The organism is Carnobacterium gallinarum DSM 4847 (assembly GCF_000744375.1).
Classification (GTDB): Bacteria; Bacillota; Bacilli; order Lactobacillales; family Carnobacteriaceae; genus Carnobacterium; species Carnobacterium gallinarum.
This window is the reverse complement of sequence record NZ_JQLU01000005.1, coordinates 1,246,749-1,266,028: the sequence shown is the minus strand read 5'-3', so window position 1 is coordinate 1,266,028 and position 19,280 is coordinate 1,246,749. Positions and strand designations below refer to the sequence as shown.

Annotated in this window: 13 protein-coding genes; 2 read left to right on the top strand and 11 right to left on the bottom strand. The window is 35.0% G+C overall.

Annotated features, from left to right (window positions below; translation table 11 throughout):
* Positions 1–26: 26 nt before the first annotated feature.
* From aroC to BR43_RS10655, 5 genes are all read right to left on the bottom strand, one after another.
* Positions 27–1,193: a chorismate synthase gene (gene aroC / locus BR43_RS10675; RefSeq protein WP_034561900.1), complete on the bottom strand. Its 1,167-nt coding sequence runs from the start codon at positions 1,191–1,193 to the stop codon at positions 27–29.
* Positions 1,194–1,213: 20 nt separating this feature from the next.
* Positions 1,214–2,284 (bottom strand): 3-dehydroquinate synthase, encoded by a 1,071-nt coding sequence (gene aroB / locus BR43_RS10670; protein WP_034561899.1) that lies wholly within the window; start codon positions 2,282–2,284, stop codon positions 1,214–1,216.
* An 85-nt stretch (positions 2,285–2,369) separates the two neighbouring features.
* Positions 2,370–3,383, bottom strand: coding sequence for a 3-deoxy-7-phosphoheptulonate synthase (gene aroF, locus BR43_RS10665; RefSeq protein ID WP_034561897.1), 1,014 nt, complete (start codon positions 3,381–3,383; stop codon positions 2,370–2,372).
* Between the two features lie 33 nt (positions 3,384–3,416).
* A complete protein-coding gene (locus BR43_RS10660) occupies positions 3,417–4,280 on the bottom strand; it encodes a shikimate dehydrogenase (protein WP_034561895.1) in 864 nt (287 codons plus the stop codon).
* A gap of 698 nt (positions 4,281–4,978) precedes the next feature.
* Positions 4,979–6,271 carry a murein hydrolase activator EnvC family protein gene (locus tag BR43_RS10655; protein WP_034561894.1) on the bottom strand — a complete coding sequence of 431 codons (1,293 nt, stop codon included), beginning with the start codon at positions 6,269–6,271 and terminating at the stop codon, positions 4,979–4,981.
* A 504-nt stretch (positions 6,272–6,775) separates the two neighbouring features.
* Between BR43_RS10655 and BR43_RS10650 the strand changes: the two genes are divergently transcribed.
* Together BR43_RS10650 and BR43_RS10645 are read left to right on the top strand one after the other, a co-directional pair.
* Positions 6,776–8,245, top strand: a complete 1,470-nt coding sequence (locus BR43_RS10650) for a glycosyl hydrolase family 18 protein (RefSeq protein ID WP_034561893.1) — start codon at positions 6,776–6,778, stop codon at positions 8,243–8,245.
* 74 nt (positions 8,246–8,319) lie between these two features.
* Positions 8,320–10,602: a glycosyl hydrolase family 18 protein gene (locus BR43_RS10645; RefSeq protein WP_034565047.1), complete on the top strand. Its 2,283-nt coding sequence runs from the start codon at positions 8,320–8,322 to the stop codon at positions 10,600–10,602.
* Positions 10,603–10,663: 61 nt separating this feature from the next.
* Here the strand turns inward: BR43_RS10645 and BR43_RS10640 are convergent, their stop codons facing one another.
* Genes BR43_RS10640 through BR43_RS10615 form a run of 6 tightly spaced genes read right to left on the bottom strand, consistent with a single transcriptional unit; the run spans position 10,664 to position 19,223 of the window.
* The gene (locus tag BR43_RS10640; RefSeq protein ID WP_034561892.1) at positions 10,664–11,737 is read right to left on the bottom strand and encodes an ABC transporter permease; all 1,074 of its coding nucleotides are present in this window, start codon (positions 11,735–11,737) and stop codon (positions 10,664–10,666) included.
* Positions 11,727–13,070 (bottom strand): HlyD family secretion protein, encoded by a 1,344-nt coding sequence (locus BR43_RS10635; RefSeq protein WP_034561891.1) that lies wholly within the window; start codon positions 13,068–13,070, stop codon positions 11,727–11,729. Before BR43_RS10635 ends, BR43_RS10640 begins: the two co-directional genes overlap by 11 nt.
* The gene (locus BR43_RS10630) at positions 13,071–13,904 is read right to left on the bottom strand and encodes a carbohydrate ABC transporter permease (RefSeq protein WP_034561890.1); all 834 of its coding nucleotides are present in this window, start codon (positions 13,902–13,904) and stop codon (positions 13,071–13,073) included.
* A 12-nt stretch (positions 13,905–13,916) separates the two neighbouring features.
* Positions 13,917–14,738, bottom strand: a complete 822-nt coding sequence (locus BR43_RS10625) for a carbohydrate ABC transporter permease (protein ID WP_034561889.1) — start codon at positions 14,736–14,738, stop codon at positions 13,917–13,919.
* Between the two features lie 32 nt (positions 14,739–14,770).
* Positions 14,771–17,038, bottom strand: coding sequence for an ABC transporter substrate-binding protein (locus tag BR43_RS10620; protein WP_034561888.1), 2,268 nt, complete (start codon positions 17,036–17,038; stop codon positions 14,771–14,773).
* Complete coding sequence (locus tag BR43_RS10615; protein ID WP_034561887.1) at positions 17,031–19,223, bottom strand: peptidase domain-containing ABC transporter; 2,193 nt, start codon at positions 19,221–19,223, stop codon at positions 17,031–17,033. The genes BR43_RS10620 and BR43_RS10615 overlap by 8 nt, the downstream gene beginning before the upstream one ends.
* Between the last annotated feature and the right edge of the window lie 57 nt (positions 19,224–19,280).

Here is a 19,280-nt window from a genome sequence, read left to right as displayed (position 1 = left end):
CCTAATTGAAAAATCCCATCTATTTTTTAAAATTCTTTTGTATATTGACGGTATTCCTCAACTTCTGCTTTCAAACGAGCAAATGAATCGCCATCGAATTTTTCTAGCACCGCTTCTGCAATTTCCCAAGCGACAACCGCTTCTGCAACAACACTAGCTGCTGGTACAGCACAACTATCAGAACGCTCAATACTCGCCTTGTATTCTTCCTTACTATCAATATCAACACTCATTAACGGTTTGTATAATGTCGGAATCGGCTTCATGACACCACGAACCACAATCGGCATTCCATTGGTCATGCCGCCTTCAAAACCACCTAGATTATTACTACCACGAGTATAACCAGACGTCGCATCCCATAGAATCTCATCCATCACTTCACTACCAGGCTTACGAGCCATATCAAATCCAACACCGAATTCAGCACCTTTAAACGCATTAATACTTGTAATTGCACGAGCAATTTTTGCATCTAGTTTCTTATCCCACTGAACATAGCTACCTAGCCCCGCTGGCACACCGCCAACAACAACTTCGACTACGCCGCCAATAGTATCGCCATTTTTTTTCGCTTCATCAATCTTATCCATCATTTGTTGTTCTACCTTTGGATCCAGACAACGAACCGGTGATTTCTCTGAACCTTCACGAATCTCATCCGTTGTGTATTCATTTTTCAAATTCGCTTGAATTCCACCAATTTCAACAACATGCCCTACAACTTCAATTCCTAATTCATGCAATAATTTTTTAGCAATTGCTCCAACTGCCACACGTACTGTTGTTTCTCTGGCACTTGAACGCTCTAGAATATTCCGCAAATCACGGTGACCATACTTAATGCCACCAACTAAGTCTGCATGCCCCGGACGAGGTTTGGACACTCGACGCTGACCAACTTTTTCTTCTTCAATTGGATCAATACTCATAACCGTTTTCCAATTTTTCCAGTCACGATTTTCAACAGTTAAGGCAATCGGTGATCCTAAGGCCTCACCATGACGAACTCCTGCTGTAATATTGGCTTGATCTTTTTCTATCTTCATTCGTCCGCCACGACCGTATCCAGCTTGGCGACGAGCTAATTCATAATTAATATCTCCTGTTAATAATGGCATCCCCGCAGGAATTCCTTCAATAATTGCTGTTAATTCAGGGCCATGTGATTCCCCCGCAGTTAAATATCTCATAAAAATCCTCCCCTAATTATTTAATTTGGTCTAACTAAATATTGACTTAATTCACTGATTGGAATCCGTAAAATCGTTGCTTCTCCAATTTCCTTCAATTGAATAATGCGGACTGAATCACCACTAGCTTTTTTATCATGAACCATCGCTTTTAGTAATTGATCAGGCTCCCAAGGCGTCCATTCGATTGGCAAATGAAATTTCGTTAACATCTTAACTAATTCCACTGTTGTACCCGCTGCCGTCAAACCTTTGGCTTCCGCCACTTGGTTCATTTGAACCATTCCAATTGAAACAGCCTCACCATGAGCGCAAACGCCGTAACCTGCTACTTGCTCAATCGCATGACCGATTGTATGACCAAAGTTTAATTTCAATCGATTTCCTGTATCCAGTTCATCTTCTTCCACAACTTTACGTTTAACCTCGCAACAAGCACTAATCACAGCTTCCGCATGTTTAAGTAAATCTGCTTCATCTTCTAAACTTACTAATAACTCCCATAATTCTAAATCCGCAATTGCAGCTGATTTCACCACTTCCGCAATTCCTTCACGAACACGTCTTGGTTCTAATGTATTTAGTGTCAACGGATCAATCAAAACACCATCAGGTTGAGAAAATGTGCCGACCATATTTTTCCCCTGTTTCAAATTCACTGCCGTTTTCCCACCAATACTACTATCAACTTGTGCTAATAAAGTAGTTGGAATCTGTAGAAAATGTACACCACGTAAATAAGTCGAAGCTACAAATCCTGCTAGGTCACCAATTACACCACCACCTAAGGCAATCACACCATCACTTCTTGTCAATCCAGCTTCTAAGAATGTTCCATATAAATCTTCTGCTACAGTCAAACTTTTACTTGTCTCACCAGCTGGAACTACTGCTAAACTCGCTTCAAAACCAGCTTGTTGAACGCTTTCTAACACTTTTTGACCATATAAGCTGTTGACATTTTCATCTGTGACAATCACAATTCGTTGCGGTTGCCATAAACTTTTGACCCACTCGCCACAGCGGTCCAATAAGCCTGCTTGAATTTGTAGAAGATAGCTATGATGTGGCAATGTTACTTTGATTTCCATTGAGTTTCCACTCCTTATTTTAAATCTAATTAACGGGATAACTCAATTTTAGTCCAATTAAGTTATCCGCCATTTAGTTCAATTCTTAGTTCAATTCTTTCATCATTTCAGATAATTTTGTCACTTTTTTCATCATATCCAAGTAATTTTCAGGAGTTAACGATTGAGGACCATCAGATAATGCTTTTTCTGGCTCAGGATGAACCTCTACCATTAAAGCATCCGCCCCAGCAGCAACACCAGCCATCGCCATCGGTGTAACCATATCCCATCTACCTGTACCGTGACTTGGATCTACCATAATCGGGAAGTGACTTAATTTTTTAATCGCCGGAACTGCACTTAGATCAAATGTATTCCGTGTGTATGGCTCGTATGAACGAATTCCACGTTCTACGAATAAAATATTGAAGTTTCCTTCATTGGCAATGTACTCTGCCGCATGAATCCACTCATCAATTGTACCTGAAATTCCACGTTTTAAAGCAACAGGCATTCCTGTTTTCCCAACAGCTTGCAACAATTGGAAGTTTTGCATATTACGCGCACCTATTTGTAACATATCTGCGTATTTTGCAACTAACGGTAGATTTTCAACGTCCATTACTTCAGTAATCACTTTCAATCCCGTTAAATCAGCAGCTTCACGCATGTATTTTAGTCCTTCTTCTTTTAATCCTTGGAATGCGTAAGGAGAAGTTCTTGGTTTAAATGCACCACCACGTAAGAACTGAGCACCACCAGCTTTAATAATTTTCGCTGTTTCAATAATTTGTTCACGAGATTCAACAGAACATGGACCCGCCATTACAACTAGGTTGCCATCGCCAATTTTTACACCACCAACATCAATAACTGTTGAACTTGGGTGAAACTCACGACTTGTTAATTTGTAAGTTGACGTAATTGGAACCGCACGTTCTACACCATCATATGCGGCAAATTGAACATCTTGTGCTTTACGCGTATCACCAACTACACTGATAACCATCCGTTCTTCACCATCGTTCATTTGTACATTCAAACCTTCTTTTTCAACACGTTTCACCACTGCATTAATTTCGTCTAAAGTTGCGTTAGCTTGCATAATAATAATCATTTATATTTCCTCCTATTGTTTGTTTTAGTTTATTTAGAAAAGTAGTTCTTTAATTTCTTCAATCGGCATTTCTTGATCTGTCCATAATTTGAAAGCAGCTGCACCTTGACCTAATAACATTCCTAAACCATTTAAGGTTTGGCAGCCTTGTTCCTTAGCTAATTTTAGTAACGCTGTTTCGCTTGGTGTATAAATAACATCTGCCACTACTAAATCTGATCTTAATAATTCAGGATCAGTGATTAATGATTGACCTTCTAACGGTTTCATTCCAACCCCAGTTGCATTTACTAAAATAGCACTGGTAGCAATTTCTTTAGCTAACTTTTCCACTTCCGCTAAATCGTGTAACTGAATATCACAATTTGTCTCTGCTTGAATCTCAGCCATCTTTTCAGTAGCACTAGCAAAGAAACCATCCTTCGCATTAAATACTGAAATCTTTTTCACACCATCCAAAGCCGCTTGGATAATAATCGCTGTAGCTGCACCACCTGCACCTAGAATCGTCATCTGTTCCCCTATAATATCAATCCGATTCATCTGCAAGCTACTCATAAATCCTGTTCCATCTGTAATATGACCCGTTAAAACACCGTCATCATTGACAATTGTATTAATCGCACCAGCTAATTTTGCTGCTGGTGATAAATGATCCATGTAATCACAAGCCAATTGCTTATTGGGCATCGAAAGGTTCGCCCCTCGCATTTCCAATGTTTTAATTGATTGAATTGCCGCTGGAAGTTCAGCTTTTCCAACTTCAAATGCTAGATACGCATAATCTAACCCTAACCTAGCAAAGGCTTCATTTTGCATTTGCGGTGAAATACTGTGACGAATCGGTGTTGCAAATAATCCAACCAACTGAGTATGACCCGTAATTCGTTCTGACATAATTAACTTCCTCCTGACTTTTCTTGTAATGGATTCATAAAACTTAGATTGAACAGTAATTTGATCTCGGCTAACAAAAAAGCATCCACTTCAGATTTATCAAAAATCTAAAGTGGATGCTTCCCCTACAGGAGAAACACCCCTGTAAAAATATTAAAGCCACATTAGATTTCTTACAAATCTATGTGGCGAATTTGGTCAACTTAAAATTCCCTAGCCATCATAGATACAAACAGTGTCTGTGTTTGCATCCATGAGTGTCATGACTACAAACCTATCTAAAATAGCTAAAGTAACGATTATTCAATTGTCGTTTAATAGTAGTAGAAAGATTCATATTCGTTCACTCCATAACTAAATTTTTGAATTGACCCTAGTATAGAAAAGATTTCGTCATCTGTCAATTGTTTTTTCTTATTTTTTTTTACACTTTATAGTACGTTCATCTGAAAACCCGCCAGAAAGGTTAAATTACCATGGCACAAAGCACGCTCGCTCTAATTCATTTTTAATTTTTTTTTTTTGAAATACGCTAATTTTACAATTCATTTTAAATTAAAATGACAAATTTTTTCAATAAACATAAAAAATTTCGTGCCACTAACTTACTTCTAAATCTCATCTACTAAAAAAACAAACAGCTCTACACAATATTGAAAATTTCAGTATTGTATAGAACTATTTTTTCTATTCAAATCTTACAAACCTAACAACGGTGCTGGATCAACAACATTACCCATTCCACCATTTTGTGAAGTTCTGATTTCAAAATGCAAATGTGGACCCGAAATTTGTCCAGTTGCACCTGTCAAACCAATTTGTTGACCTTTAGTAACAGTATCGCCAACTTTTACAGATTGTGAAGATTGATGTGCATATAATGTCCATGTCCCATTATCATGTTGAATCACTGTTGCAATTCCATAACCAGAAACTGGCATTCCATCATATTGTGCAATAACTACTCGTCCTGACATTGATGCATACACTGGAGTTCCTACAGGGCTACCAAAATCAATCCCTTTATGGAAACCATTTGCATCATACCCTTCACGTGAACCATAAGCAGATGAAACCGGACTATTCACCGGCATTCCATAAGCTCCGCCAGTAACGGGAGCCGTGCTACTACCGCCGCCACCTGTATTAGATGGAGCAGGTGTTGGATTGGCTGCTGGCGCTGATGCAACTTGAGTTGGAGTTGAAGCTTTGGCTGCTGCAGCCACTGCTAATTGTTGTACTCGAGCAGCCTCAGCATTGTCTGCAGCTTTTTTATCTGCAGCAACTTTAGCAATACGTAACTCTTCTGCTTCTTTTTCAGCAGCAGCTTTTTGAGCTAAATATTTTTCTTTATCCCCTTCAGCTGTAGCTGTATCCGCTGCTAATTGAGCGACAATTGCCTCTTTTTCTAATTTTTGAGAAGCCAATTTTTCTTGTGTCTTAGCTAGATCATTAGCTAAAACTTTTTGTTCTTGACCTTTTTTCTCCATTTGTTTTTCTTGAGCAACAACTTTAGCTTTATCATCTGACTGTTGCTTAACCATAGTCCGGTTAGCAGAAACCATCTGCGCTACAACGTCAATTCGGCCAATAATATCTGACATTGATTTTGATTCTAAAATAAAATCAACATAGTTTTGAGTATCTCCATTAACTTGGACGACACGAGCTTGCTTCTCTAACTTTTCTGTGCGTTGCTCAATTTTATCTGTTAAATCCTGATTCTCTTGGCGCAAAGTATCGACCTTAATTTGAGTTGCTTGCATATCAACTAAAATTTGTTTTGATTTCTCTTCATTAGCAACAACTGAATCATTGATTTTTTCTAAGTCTGTTTTTGTATTGTTCGTTTTATTTTTCAAATCATTAATTTTTTGATCCTGCTCTTGAATTTTCGTGTCAAAAGAGTCCGCGAAAACTGTTGTGCTTGCTGCAAAAGGTGCTGCTAGCAAAGCGATTAAAACAACTGTTTGAATTATTTTTTTGTTCAAATTAATATCCTCCATTAACTTAGTACTATTTATTTTACATCTATCATTTATGTTTGCTTATTTACTTACTTTTCGTAGTATAGCATATAATCACTTCTTAATAATTTTCTTTTTGGTAACAAACAGGTTGCAATCTCTTGACTAAGCACCTTTAACGCCTATTTTAGGGCATTCATAATTGAAATATTTCAATTATTAAGATTTACTAAACACATTACCTCTAATCATTCTTTAATCTTTTTCATAAAACTGCTTTAATTCATCAAATTATTTTTGTAATCAAAAAAGAATCTTGAAAATCATATTTGTGTAATCATTGTAAAGCTTTTTTTAGTGTGTATAAATTAGTGTGTTAGAAAAAGCATACTATCGAAAGCGTTTTATATAACATTTTAATTGGCACGATATTTGCATTTTGTTTATTTGTTAATCAATATAGAAAAAGAAATTGCATAATATAGTTAATTTCATTTTTCTAAAAATAACAAAGGAGGAACATTCAAAATGCAAAGGAAAAGTTATCTAAAAGGAGTTTTAGTCGGAACAATAATATTAACAAGTTTATCATTAGGTGGACTAACTAGTAAGGCTGCAACAAATGATGATGCATCTATTATGCCAGATATTTCAAATAAACAAGTATTAATGGGTTTCTATCATAGCTGGTTATCTAAAGGTAAGGATGGCTATCAACAAGGAACTTCGGCTGATTTAGCTTTACGTGAAGTTCCAAAAGCCTATAACGTTGTCGCCGTTGCCTTTATGAAAGGTGCTGGAGTACCAACTTTTAAACCAGAAACCGGCACAGACGCTGAATTCAGAGCACAAGTTGGCGAGCTCAATAAAGAAGGACGACCTGTCTTAATTTCATTAGGTGGCGCGGATGCTCACATTGAACTACATGCTGGTATGGAACAAGCCTTTGCAAATGAATTGATTCGTCAAGTTGAAACGTATGGCTTTGATGGACTAGATATTGACTTAGAACAATCAGCCATTACCGCTGGCGACAATCAAACTGTAATTCCTGCAGCCTTAAAGCTAGTAAAAGATCATTATCGTGCTGAAGGAAAAAACTTTATTATTTCAATGGCTCCTGAATTTCCATATTTAAAACCAAATGCACCTTATTCTAAATACATCTCTTCCCTAGACGGTTATTACGATTTCATTGCACCTCAATTATACAATCAAGGTGGTGATGGAGTGGCAGTAGACACCGGTTGGTATGCTCAAAATAATGATAGTAAAAAGTTTGAATTCTTATATTACATGGCAGACTCTTTGATTCACGGGACTCGTGGTTATCTTCAAATCCCTGCTAATAAATTAGTTCTTGGAATTCCTGCTAATAACGATGCCGCAGCAAGTGGTTTTGTTAAAGATCCACAAGTAGTTTATCAAGTATTTGACCAATTAAAAGCCGATGGAAACCTTGTAAAAGGATTGATGACTTGGTCGGTTAACTGGGATCAAGGAAAAAACAGTGCTGGCATTAACTACAATGGTGGATTCGCTAATTCTTACGCCGATTTAATTGGCACTGGCTCGACTGTTCCAGACACAACTGCACCCACACAACCAACTGCATTAAAAACAACCTCTATAGACTTTAATCAAGTTGGATTAAGCTGGACAGCTTCCACAGACAATATCCGAGTGGCAAAATATTTAATTACAGCAAATGGAAAATTAATCGGAGAATCTCGTTCAAATGCTTATAATGCAACTGGTTTAACTGCAAGTACAGCATATAATTTCACTGTTCAGGCAGTTGATGCTGCTGGTAATAAATCAGCAATCAGTAATCCTATTACAGCCACAACCCTTGCCGAACCACAAACAACATGGAGTGCAACTGCAACGTATGTTGGTGGTGATAAAGTCATCTATCAAGGAAAAACCTATCAAGCACAGTGGTGGACTAAAGGTGAAACCCCTGGTGTGGCTGCTGTTTGGAAATTAGTTAACTAAATTTAATCAAATTAATAAAAGCGCTTTATCCAAATAAAGTGACTAACTAAAAAGGTGGAGAAATAGAAATGAATATGAAAAAAATATTTGGTTCAGTATCTGTTTTAGCATTAGGTTTAAGTTTAGGCGTAGCAACAACCACAAGCGTTTTAGTCGCGCCGCTTCCAGCAAATGCAGCAACAACTGACGCAACAGCGCCTTACCGAAACGTGATGTATTATGGCGATTGGTCAATTTGGGGTGGTGAAGGCAACTTCTATCCTAAAGACATTCCAGCTAGTCAGTTAACACATTTGAACTTTGCTTTTCTTGATTTTGATGGCAGTGGAAATTTGAAATTCACCGATAAAGATGCAGCTGTTGGAGCTCCCGTTGGACAAGAAGGCGTACAGTGGGGCGCGCCTAATGCCGGTGTATTAAATGCTTTACAAGATTTGAGAGTAACAAATCCTAACTTAAAGCTTGGCGTTTCCTTAGGCGGTTGGTCTAAGTCAGCAAACTTTGCAGCCATTGGAGCAAATGCCACAGCTCGAGCTAATTTTGTTGCAAACGTCATGAAATTTGTAAAATATACCAATATGGACTTTGTTGATGTGGATTGGGAGTATCCGACATCTGTTAGACAGCCTGATAAAGTGGATAACAAAAATGACGAAGGTACACCTAATGCATCACCTGCAGATAAAGCCAACTATATTACGTTAATGCAGGATTTAAGAACCGCTCTAGATAAACAAGGTGTTCAATTAAATAAAAAATACGAACTAACTGTTGCTCTTCCAGCTTCACAGGCAACGCTAGCACAAGGAATTGATTTACCGGCACTATTCAAAGTCATTGATTTTGCAAATATGATGACCTACGATATGAAAGGTGCTTGGAGCCCAACAAGTGGACACCATACTTCTCTTTACGGTAATCCAGCTGATCCTGATTATGCTCAAGGACTTTCAGTTGATCAAACTGTAGGCTATTTAACCAAACAAGGAATTCCTTCAGAAAAAATCGTCATTGGTTCAGCATTCTATACTCGTGGCTGGAATAAAGTTGCAGCTGGAACGAACGAAGCACAACCTGGACTTTTCCAAAAAGCGGAACAAAACAATAAAGATGCAGATTTATCTCCAACTTATGGAGCTAAAAATGAAAAAGCATTAACTACTGGAGATGGTGGACGTGCTGGCGGAGTTTGGGCTTATCGCAGTTTAGATAGTTTATTTGCTAAAACTGATGGCTTAACTGAGTATTGGGATGATGTAGCAAAAGCACCGTATCTATACAGCAAAAAAACAGGTGAATTTTTCACCTACGATAACTTAAAATCGATTGGATTTAAAACGAAATATGTAAAAGATCAGCAATTAGGCGGAGTTATTTCTTGGATGCAATCACAAGATAAAGCGACAACGTCAACCCAACGAGATGAATTGACGAAAGGCATCAAAACCGGACTATTTGGCGACACTGCCTTACCAAAAAACACAACTGTTTATGCTGATTTAAACGTTGCAGTAACAGTTACGCCTTACAGTGAAAATGGCGTTGGCTATGAAGTTACAGTCAAAAATAACGAAAAGGCTGATGAAACTAACGAAGTCCTAAAAACAACAGAACTTGCCTTTGAAACAATTAAATTGCCTAAATTCTATATTCCAACAAACAGTGCTGAGACTCTAACCGCTGGCGACTACAAAGCAGGAACCGTTACAGTTGCAGATGGGAATACTATTGTTGATTTATCAGGAGTTTACGATGCACAAACTATTCCACAAGGGGCTTCATATACTTTCCGCCTGAAATCAAGTGCAGCAACTGCGGACATTAGCCGTATTAATAAAATTACACTAGCACAAAAAATGGCGAAGAATAGTTCTGAATTAAGCCAACAAGTTGTCTATAAAAATGATGCACCTACTCCAGATCCAAGTGACAAAGAGGCTCCAACTGTACCAACTACACTAAAAGCTAGCAATATTGCTGGTAATCAATTAGAGCTGAATTGGACTGCTTCAACAGATAACACAAAAGTTACAGGTTACAAAATTTATCGTGATGGAGTAGAAATTAGCACAAGTGCAACAACTAAATTCATTGATACTGGTCTAAAATCTGCTACAAATTACAGCTACCAAATCACTGCTTTTGATGCAAGTGGGAATACTTCTGCCAAAAGCGAAGCACTAGCTGTCACAACTGGAACAACGACAACACCAACAGCTCCAGCTTGGGATGCCACAAAAGCTTATGCCGCTGGCGATCAAGTTTCATACAATGGCAAAACGTATAAAGCTAAATATTGGACACAAAACAATATTCCTGGTGCTGAACAATGGGGACCATGGGAATTAGTCGCTTAATCTTTTAATTAAAAATGCATGGCATTCATTGATCAATGATGCCATGCATTTTTGCTGATTTTTATTTAATTAACTTAATCGCAGTCTTTTTTTGTACAGATCTCTGTAATTTAAAACTCCATTTTAAAAATTGAATAGCTAAAAAATTATAAATAAGCACTTGACGCGTATAGTTTAAATAGCACATTTCAAAATAGCGTTTCGGCATTCGGACAAAATCTTTCAAAGCCTCAATTTTTTCTGATCCTAATCGCATAAAAAAATCAAAATCAGACCACTGTGAAGGAATATAATCACTTGAAATACTATTATTTCGATTAAGAAAATAAGACCAAACGCCTATTACTAAAGCCCATAAGAAAACTTTGAGAAGACCTTGCATCGGCAGATATTCTTGTTTTGTATAATCAAAATCTTCAATAATTACATTACCCAACCTAAGCATATCAAATGTTACATAAATCAACGGAATATATAAATACAATGTCAACAACCCCGTCAATAAGTTAAATTCCGTTAGTTCCCCATTAAGTTCATAACGATTACTTAATTTACTTTTTAATGTATTAGGAGAAATCACAGAATTAGGCTTCATCGCAGTTATTGTATTTAGTCTTTTATCTGAATTTATCTGTGGTCGGATTACAACTAAATTCTCTTTAACATTTGTCAAAACTTGTCGAACACTATAAGTCTTTTGTTGATACATAAATTCCTTACCAACTACACGAGTATCACCAAACAACTTTTCTGCCAAACCTTTTGAAATCACACCGCCCTCTTTGTCCATCTCCATTAGTTTTACATCTTCTCCAAATAACAGATTTATCTGTCCCGAAGCAATTAATATTCCAGTCGTTTCATTTCTGAACAAGCGTGGATTTGTAACAGACTCGCCTTCAAATTCATTCCAAATAACTAAATCAACCGAATCAGAAAACGTTTTGTTATTCTGTAGTATTTTTTGTATTTTAGTTTCATCAATCGTAGCTGTGCTGGAGTAAATAGAGATTGTTTCAGAGTACTCTTTTAAATCAACTAAGTTTATAGATGCTTTATAATACATCCACAAACTTAACAGTAATACCATCATAGAAAAAAATAAACGTCGTTGCGGATTTTGTTTATTCATCATTAGTAGATCCTTCAATAACCCGTATTTTGTCTCCATCTACAATGGTTTTATTAATAATCATGACTATTTCTTCATCAGCTAATAACTTATTTTCCTGAATAGCCACCGTCGTTGGCGTTCGCGCTAAAATTTTAACAGCTACTTCTTTAGCTACCTTTTCATTACCCAGAATACTTTGTTTTTCATCTACCACTAGAACATAAAATCCATTCTTTCCTTCATGAACTGCATCTGTTGGAATCGTGTAAGGATATTTTTGAGAAGATTTTTCTATATAAAATGTACCAACAGAATCATACTCAAATTCTTCATCATTTAATTCTACCTTAACATCCAATATTCCTTGATTTTCTGCATTTGGCTTTACTTCAAGAACAGTTGCAACATCTTGCAATCTTTCAACTCCATTTTTAGTAATTCCAGTAACCTTACCTGTTTGCCCAACCTTAACATATTCCTTATTCATCTTGTCAACTTCCATTGATAAGATGCTAGTTGAGCCTCCATCTTCAATTAAAACGACTGCTTCTTGAGAGGTTACGCCACCAATTAACACAGCTACCTTTGAAACAATTCCAGCCATTTGCGCTTTTACAATTCCATTCGCTTCTTTCAAATTCACTAAACGTTGCAGCGCTTCGTTAGCTTGTTCCAAATCAATTGAAGCCGTATCTATTTCTACGTTATTCGGTTCTTGTTCAGCCAATTCTATTAAATGCTGTGCTTGTAAAACAGCACTATTTTTTTCTGTTTTTGCAGATTCCAAACTCCGTTGCTTCTCTTCATATACCGCTTTTAATTCAATATTTGATTGATTCTCTTGTTTCTTTAACTCTACAGAAGTCTCTTCCACTTCTTTTGTTGCACTCCTTATTTTTTGGTCTTCTATTTCAACTACCTGGCTATACGCTTCTTTCGCTTGAGTAATTTTCAAATTTTTCATATCTACATCATTTTGAGTTCTAGTATTTTGAGAATTTACAATCTGTTGTTGTTTATCTAATTCTTTTTGCTTTTCAGCAATTTTTTGATTCAAATAATCCAAATCTACTTGGAATAAAGGCGTTTCACTTGTAACATTTTGTCCCAAATTAACATAAATATCCTTTATTCGTTGATCTTCCTCCGTAAATATAGGAACATTCTTAGATTTTTTCACTATTCCCGTTGCAATCCATTCATCTGTCAAGATCTTGCTCTCCAAATTAACCACAGATACTTTAGGAATTGTTAAACTATTCATTGATTTTGACAAAAAAGTAAAACCAAACATTACTATCATAAACAAAGATAAAAAATAAATTAACTTCTTTTGCATCGTTTTTTCTTTCATCTATTTCTCCTCTGCATTGCTTAATAGCCCATTTGTTAAATAACGTTGACTTAAAAATGTAAACAGCAACGGGATCACCATTACAATCACTGCCGACACTAATGCTAAATTAGCTTTATTTACTTGAATACTTGAAATAAATAAAGGGAGCGTCCAAAGAGATTGATTTTTGATAAAAGCAATGATTTGTTCTACACTGCCCCAATATTCAAAAAGATTAAGCATAATCGAAATAATAATTGCTGGCAAACAAATCGGAACTCCAATTCTTGAAAAAATTTGCCATTCATTGGCTCCATCTATTTTTGCTGATTCTATAATTGCTCTAGGAATCGCTTTAAAATAAGGATAAATAATAAAAATAGATAACGTCGAAAAAATTGCTGGTAATATAATTGCCCACAATGTATCCAATAACCCAAGCTGCTTCAACATAATGTATTGCGGCAACATCATGACCACAAAAGGGAGTACCATCAAAACAATATACAGACGATACAACCATTGCTTCCCTTTAAACGTGCTTTGTGCAAACCACCAAGAAGCAGGTACGTTAATAAGAACTTGACCAACTAGGATGAACGTAGTCGACTTTACTGAATTCCAAAATACAACAAAAAATGCTGGCGTATCAACTAATAATTCAACATATGATTTTAGCGTGGGAAAGTTTGGGAAAAACCATAAAGAAACAAATGAATTTGAATACGAACTATCTAGCAATTCTAAATAAGTTTTCACCTCATCATCACCCATCAACGAACCTAAAAATACAAAACAAATTGGATATAACGTCACAATTAGCACGGTAAAACAAAGTATCTTTTTTTTCATCTTGGTAAGCTCCTACATTTTTTCTATACTCTTTTGTACTGGCAATAAGATTACTACCAACGCAAGTACATATAAAACGGTTCCTGCTGACATCTTATCTAATTCAAAATCTCTAAACCAGTTGTTAAATAAATGCTGCAACAAATAAATCTGTTCATTTGGATAATCCCCCGCTAGTGCATAAACATCACGAAAAATCTTAAATGAATTAATAATTGATAATAGATAAACAACAAAAGCCGTTAGCTTTAAATTAGGCAAAATAATTCGTAAAAAAATAGCTCGCTCATTTGCTCCATCTATTCGTGCTGCCTCAATCATTGATTTGGATATACTGGCCATGCCACCCAACCATAAAATAACCATATAACCAAAATTTTTCCAAATAAAGATAAACACAATAACTAAAAAACTAAATCTAGTATTTAACCAATCAATCCGACTATTAAAAAGTGAATTCAACATACCAGAGGAACTAAAAAAAAAGTTCCAGAAAAAAGATAAGGATACCGCCGGGATAGCCAATGGAAGAATATACCAAACTTTAAACTGTTGAAATATGCCTACCATTTTATGCAAAACCATGGAAAAAAGTAATGAACTTCCCATTAAAAGCGGAATGGAAATACCCATAAAAAGAAGTGTATTTTTTGATGCTAATAGAAAAGCTTCATTTTTTAAAATTAAATAAACGTTATCTAACCCAACAAACCTTTTACTTGCTTGTTGAGTCATCACGCTAAAAATAATTTGAAAAAGAGGAAGTAAATACAAAAAGAAAACACCTAACAAACTAGGAACGATAAAAAAATGAATCATTTTTACTTTCTTCATCTATTTCCTCCTCACTTTTATTGATTACCACTTTATTCTGCTTGATAAAGTTTTATTTTACGTATTGCATTTTTGACACCATCCTTAACAGATAGATCCCCTTTCATGATTTTATCCATATCCTGAATTAAAATTCTGAAAACAACCTCATCAGCTGTTACTGCCGTATTTAATGTTTCAAAATTAGTTACCCATTTTGTAATTGCTTCGTCATCAAATCCCGTAAATGGTACTTTTACTTTGCCGCCAGCTTCCGTACGAATTTCCTCTATCCCTGTTGACTTCAATTCACGAAGACTCGTTTTAAAAGCCTCTTTGTTAATTGGAATACCAGAATAGTTAATAGTAGACTGTACGTCTTGTGATAGAGCATAAGAAATAAACTGTTTCGCTTCATCCTGACGAGTACTTGTTTTCAGCACTCCTAAAATATTTTGAGGAATATAATAACTTTTTTCTTTATTTTTTAAAAATGTAACAGATTGCTTCTGGCTGATTTCAGCAAGTTCATAACCTCGAATGACATAAGGATTGTCAATATAATCAACAGCCATTTGAGCTTCTCCAGCAATAACAATATCTACATTACCTCTACCCACAGGTAAAATGGACGTTTCACTTAACTTTTTGCTAGTTGTCGGTTTCATGTCTACTTCTTGGTACAACTTTTTCAAGGATGAATAGAATAATTGAATATCCCCTTCTTTTAAATCTTCTTCCTTTTGAGCCAGATAGGTACGATATAAGATAGTTGCAACATAATCAAAATTCCAGTTTTCAAAAATAGGCGTTTTACTTTCTTTTGAAAGTTGAATCAGACTAGCAGTAAAAGCTTCAATTGAATCCGTATTATCTACTATTTCCTGCGGACCATATAAACTCATAGATGAGAACGTCATGGGTACACCGTAATAAGCATCTTTATCTCGATATGCAGAAAACACATTCGTAAAGTTTTCTGATGTACTATTGTCTTTTACCACATCAAAAATATCTAATAAAGATCCTTGCTCTACATACTTATCGACGTTTAGTCCATCTAAAAGTAATATATCTGGACCATCGCCACTAGCTATTTTTGTATTCAAAACTTTCAAAGCTTCGTCCGTAGACATTTCATTATCTGAAACACCAATTTCTAAGATAACTTCACTATCCTCATGAAGTTTTTGATATAAACTTATAGCCTGACGAACAGACTCTTTTTTCATAAACTCATCTTCTGTCAATGCATAAATTTTCAATATATTTTTAGTTTCTTTAACGTTGTTTTCTGTAGGTTCATAGCGGATCAAGGTTGAGCCTTCGTCAGTAATAGCAACTGCCAATAACTGTTTATTCTCCAAAGATAGCACCTCACGTAATAAATTTCGTGCATCACCTAGCACTGTTTTATTTTTACTAAATAAGACCTTTGCTTTATCCTGCGTCACTTCCATAATATCATTTTGATTTGCCAAATAAATTGTATCTGGATTATCTCCTACAAATGAGAATATGCTATTACTTGGAGATTCTAATGATTTAAGTACTGTTGCTGTTTTGGCAAATAGAGATTTCAATTTATTCTCTCCACCCGTTTTCAAGTCAACACTTTTCATTCCTTCAGTTGTTAAGAAGTAACCCGACTCCTTCGTCATCTCGTAAGATAAAACTAATTCATTCTTCGAAAAAATAGATTTAGCTTGCCCATTTTGACTATCAATTAAAAATGTTCCATCAATTCCTGTTGCAATTAATTGATTATCATCTGCCCAAGTAAGAGACTGAATTTGTTCATGACTAACGGTCTCATTTACTTCTTTTGAGGCTGGTGTTATCGAAAAATCAGTTGCTAAGAAGTATACTTTTTGCTCTTCCTCGTGAGTATGTTCACTCTCTTCATGATCCTGATTCTCCGATTCTTCACTATCGCCCTCAATAAATGTCCGAATAACACCTCGATTAGTGTCTGTCAAACGAATATCCATATGTTCAATATTAATTCCTTCTAATTTCAGTGTAAGGTCTTCAACTAATTCCCAACTATCACCATTCGTTAAAGACTTCCATAAAGTTACTTTTTGACTTTTTTTATCTTTTCCTACAAACATCAGTTGCTTCTCTTCGTTCACAACTACATCCATTACTTCACCAATATTATCTGGTAATGTTAACACATTTTCTTTGTAGGCTACTTTGGCTATTTCTATCTCATTTTCTTCCGTATCTGCCTTTTTTTCACTACTGCTGCAACCACTAATAATTAGTAAAGCCAATGCACTAATAAATCCTATTTTAAAAATATTTTTTTTATACATAGTTATCTCCCTGTTCTATTTTTACTTGATTAACTTCCCCTGTGTCTTCTCTCATTAACGATAGAACATAATCACAATCACTCAAAAACTCTAGATCATGAACAATCTGAATAAAAATAATAGCTGGAAACTGGTGCGCAATAAATTGCAAGATTCTTTTTGCCATCGCTTTGTCTAGTTGATTCACTGCTTCATCAAGAATTAGTATCTTCGGTTTTTTCAACAATGCTCTAGCAAGAGCAATTCTTTGACGCTGTCCACCCGATAAATTTTTACCGTTTTCACTAATAATATAATCGAGGCTGATTTGCATATTCTCTAAAATATCAACAATTTCACAACCAAAACATATATTCTCAAAAAAAACTGTATCTATATCATTATTACCTAATAATAAGTTTTCTTTAATCGTTCCATTGAACAAAAAAACTGTTTGGGAAACATATAAAATATTTTTCCGAATTTCATTGAGAGGAATTGTATCAAGAGAAACATTATCTACCATAATCTCACCACTACTAACTAATTCAAATCCTAATAACAACTTCACTAAAGTTGTTTTTCCATTACCACTTTCCCCTATAATTGCATATCGTTTTCCTTGTATTAAAGAGAAAGAAAGCGAATTAAAAATTGTTTGACGGTAACCGTATGCAAAAGAAACATTACAAAATTTTAAACTTTCCCAATCAATTTGATCAGTAAAATTTCGCTCAAGCTGTTCTTGTTCTGTAGTTGATTCCATAATGTCATTCATTCTTTCAACAGTAATAACCGTTTTTTGAATAGTCGGAAATGTTTCAATTAAACTTTTTATTGGATTCATAAAAAAATAAACTAATGTTTCAAAAGATATTAATTCTCCAAGTGTAATCTTTCCTTGAAGAACAAAGTTACTTCCCAACCACAGAATCAACAATATCCCTACTGTTTCGATTCCTAGTACTTTTGAACTAAGAAAAGCATCCAATATTCCTAATTTATAATTATCCTTCAAAAAATCAGCCACTCTTGAAAAAAATTTCTGTGTCAGTCTTTCTTCGGCAGAAAGTGATTTTATAGTTTCCATACCGTCAACCGTTTCCTTCAACAATGAAATAACTTTAGTATACTCTTTCTTCACTTTTCTGTTAAATTTTTGAATAGGTTGCTTATAGCTTAAAACAACTATCAAATAAACAACCAAAATTGATGCAACTAAGTAAAAAAGAGTAGAACTGATTCTATATAAAATAACTCCGCCAATAATTGATGTCATAAAGTCCATAATTAATTTAATTCCTACACCCGAAACTAAAAATCTTATATCTGAAATATCTTGAAAACGTGAAATAATATCCCCAGTATCTCGATTATTAAAAAAAGATAAAGGTAGTAATAGAATTTTTTGGAAATACGATTCTATAAGCTCACCATCTATTTTCTTTGATATAACTAAAACAAAAACACTCCTTAATATTACAAAAGTAACTTGAAAGATTATCAGAATAAAAAAAGCAATAAATAGACTGTTCATATTACTAAATATATTCTCTATTTGATTTCCTTTTTTATCAAAAACAGAACTTTGGTTAATATTATTTATTCCATTTCCCAAAATATAATTATCAATCACTCTTTTATAAATAAAAGAACTGATGATTGATAAAACTGTAATAACTAAAGAGCACATTAAAACAATAGACAAATATTTCTTGTTTGAAAAAACTAGTTTAAAATAATTACTATATTTATTTAATTGAGTGTTATTTTTTTGAACATTTTCTGTTTTTTGAATTGTAACGATATAACCCGTCCATAATTTTTTAAAATCTTCATATTCAATTTTTTTTTGTGTATCTGAAGGATCAAAAATAGTTAATCTATTTTTATCAATTTTTTGAACAACAACATAATGTTCTAATACATGATCTTTAATAATATGTGCTATAAATGGGACTGACAGTTCTTTACTTTTAATACTATCATTAAGTTGTGAAAAATCACCTTTAAGCGACTCTGCTTCAAATCCATATTTTTTTGCTGTTTCAACTAAGCCATAGATAGTTGATCCATTCTGATCTACTTTAGCAACTTCTCGAATTTTGCCAAATGGTGTAGCCAATCCGTAATAACTAAATATTGTAGCCAAACACGCGATACCACAATCTTGCCTATCATGTTGCCTAATTCCTTTTATACGCATAAAAGTACTCCTTTTTTAAAAAATAGCTTCCCCGCAGTAGAGGAAGCTAAGTATGTC

What these genes read in the sequence shown, in the direction of transcription:
- BR43_RS10650 (WP_034561893.1), top strand. Translation starts at nt 6,776, where the DNA reads ATGCAAAGGAAAAGTTATCTAAAAGGAGTTTTAGTCGGAACAATAATA.
- BR43_RS10620 (WP_034561888.1), bottom strand. Translation starts at nt 17,038, where the DNA reads ATGTATAAAAAAAATATTTTTAAAATAGGATTTATTAGTGCATTGGCT.
- BR43_RS10615 (WP_034561887.1), bottom strand. Translation starts at nt 19,223, where the DNA reads ATGCGTATAAAAGGAATTAGGCAACATGATAGGCAAGATTGTGGTATC.
- aroF (WP_034561897.1), bottom strand. Translation starts at nt 3,383, where the DNA reads ATGATTATTATTATGCAAGCTAACGCAACTTTAGACGAAATTAATGCA.
- aroB (WP_034561899.1), bottom strand. Translation starts at nt 2,284, where the DNA reads ATGGAAATCAAAGTAACATTGCCACATCATAGCTATCTTCTACAAATT.
- BR43_RS10660 (WP_034561895.1), bottom strand. Translation starts at nt 4,280, where the DNA reads ATGTCAGAACGAATTACGGGTCATACTCAGTTGGTTGGATTATTTGCA.
- BR43_RS10630 (WP_034561890.1), bottom strand. Translation starts at nt 13,904, where the DNA reads ATGAAAAAAAAGATACTTTGTTTTACCGTGCTAATTGTGACGTTATAT.
- BR43_RS10625 (WP_034561889.1), bottom strand. Translation starts at nt 14,738, where the DNA reads ATGAAGAAAGTAAAAATGATTCATTTTTTTATCGTTCCTAGTTTGTTA.
- BR43_RS10640 (WP_034561892.1), bottom strand. Translation starts at nt 11,737, where the DNA reads ATGATGAATAAACAAAATCCGCAACGACGTTTATTTTTTTCTATGATG.
- aroC (WP_034561900.1), bottom strand. Translation starts at nt 1,193, where the DNA reads ATGAGATATTTAACTGCGGGGGAATCACATGGCCCTGAATTAACAGCA.
- BR43_RS10645 (WP_034565047.1), top strand. Translation starts at nt 8,320, where the DNA reads ATGAAAAAAATATTTGGTTCAGTATCTGTTTTAGCATTAGGTTTAAGT.
- BR43_RS10635 (WP_034561891.1), bottom strand. Translation starts at nt 13,070, where the DNA reads ATGAAAGAAAAAACGATGCAAAAGAAGTTAATTTATTTTTTATCTTTG.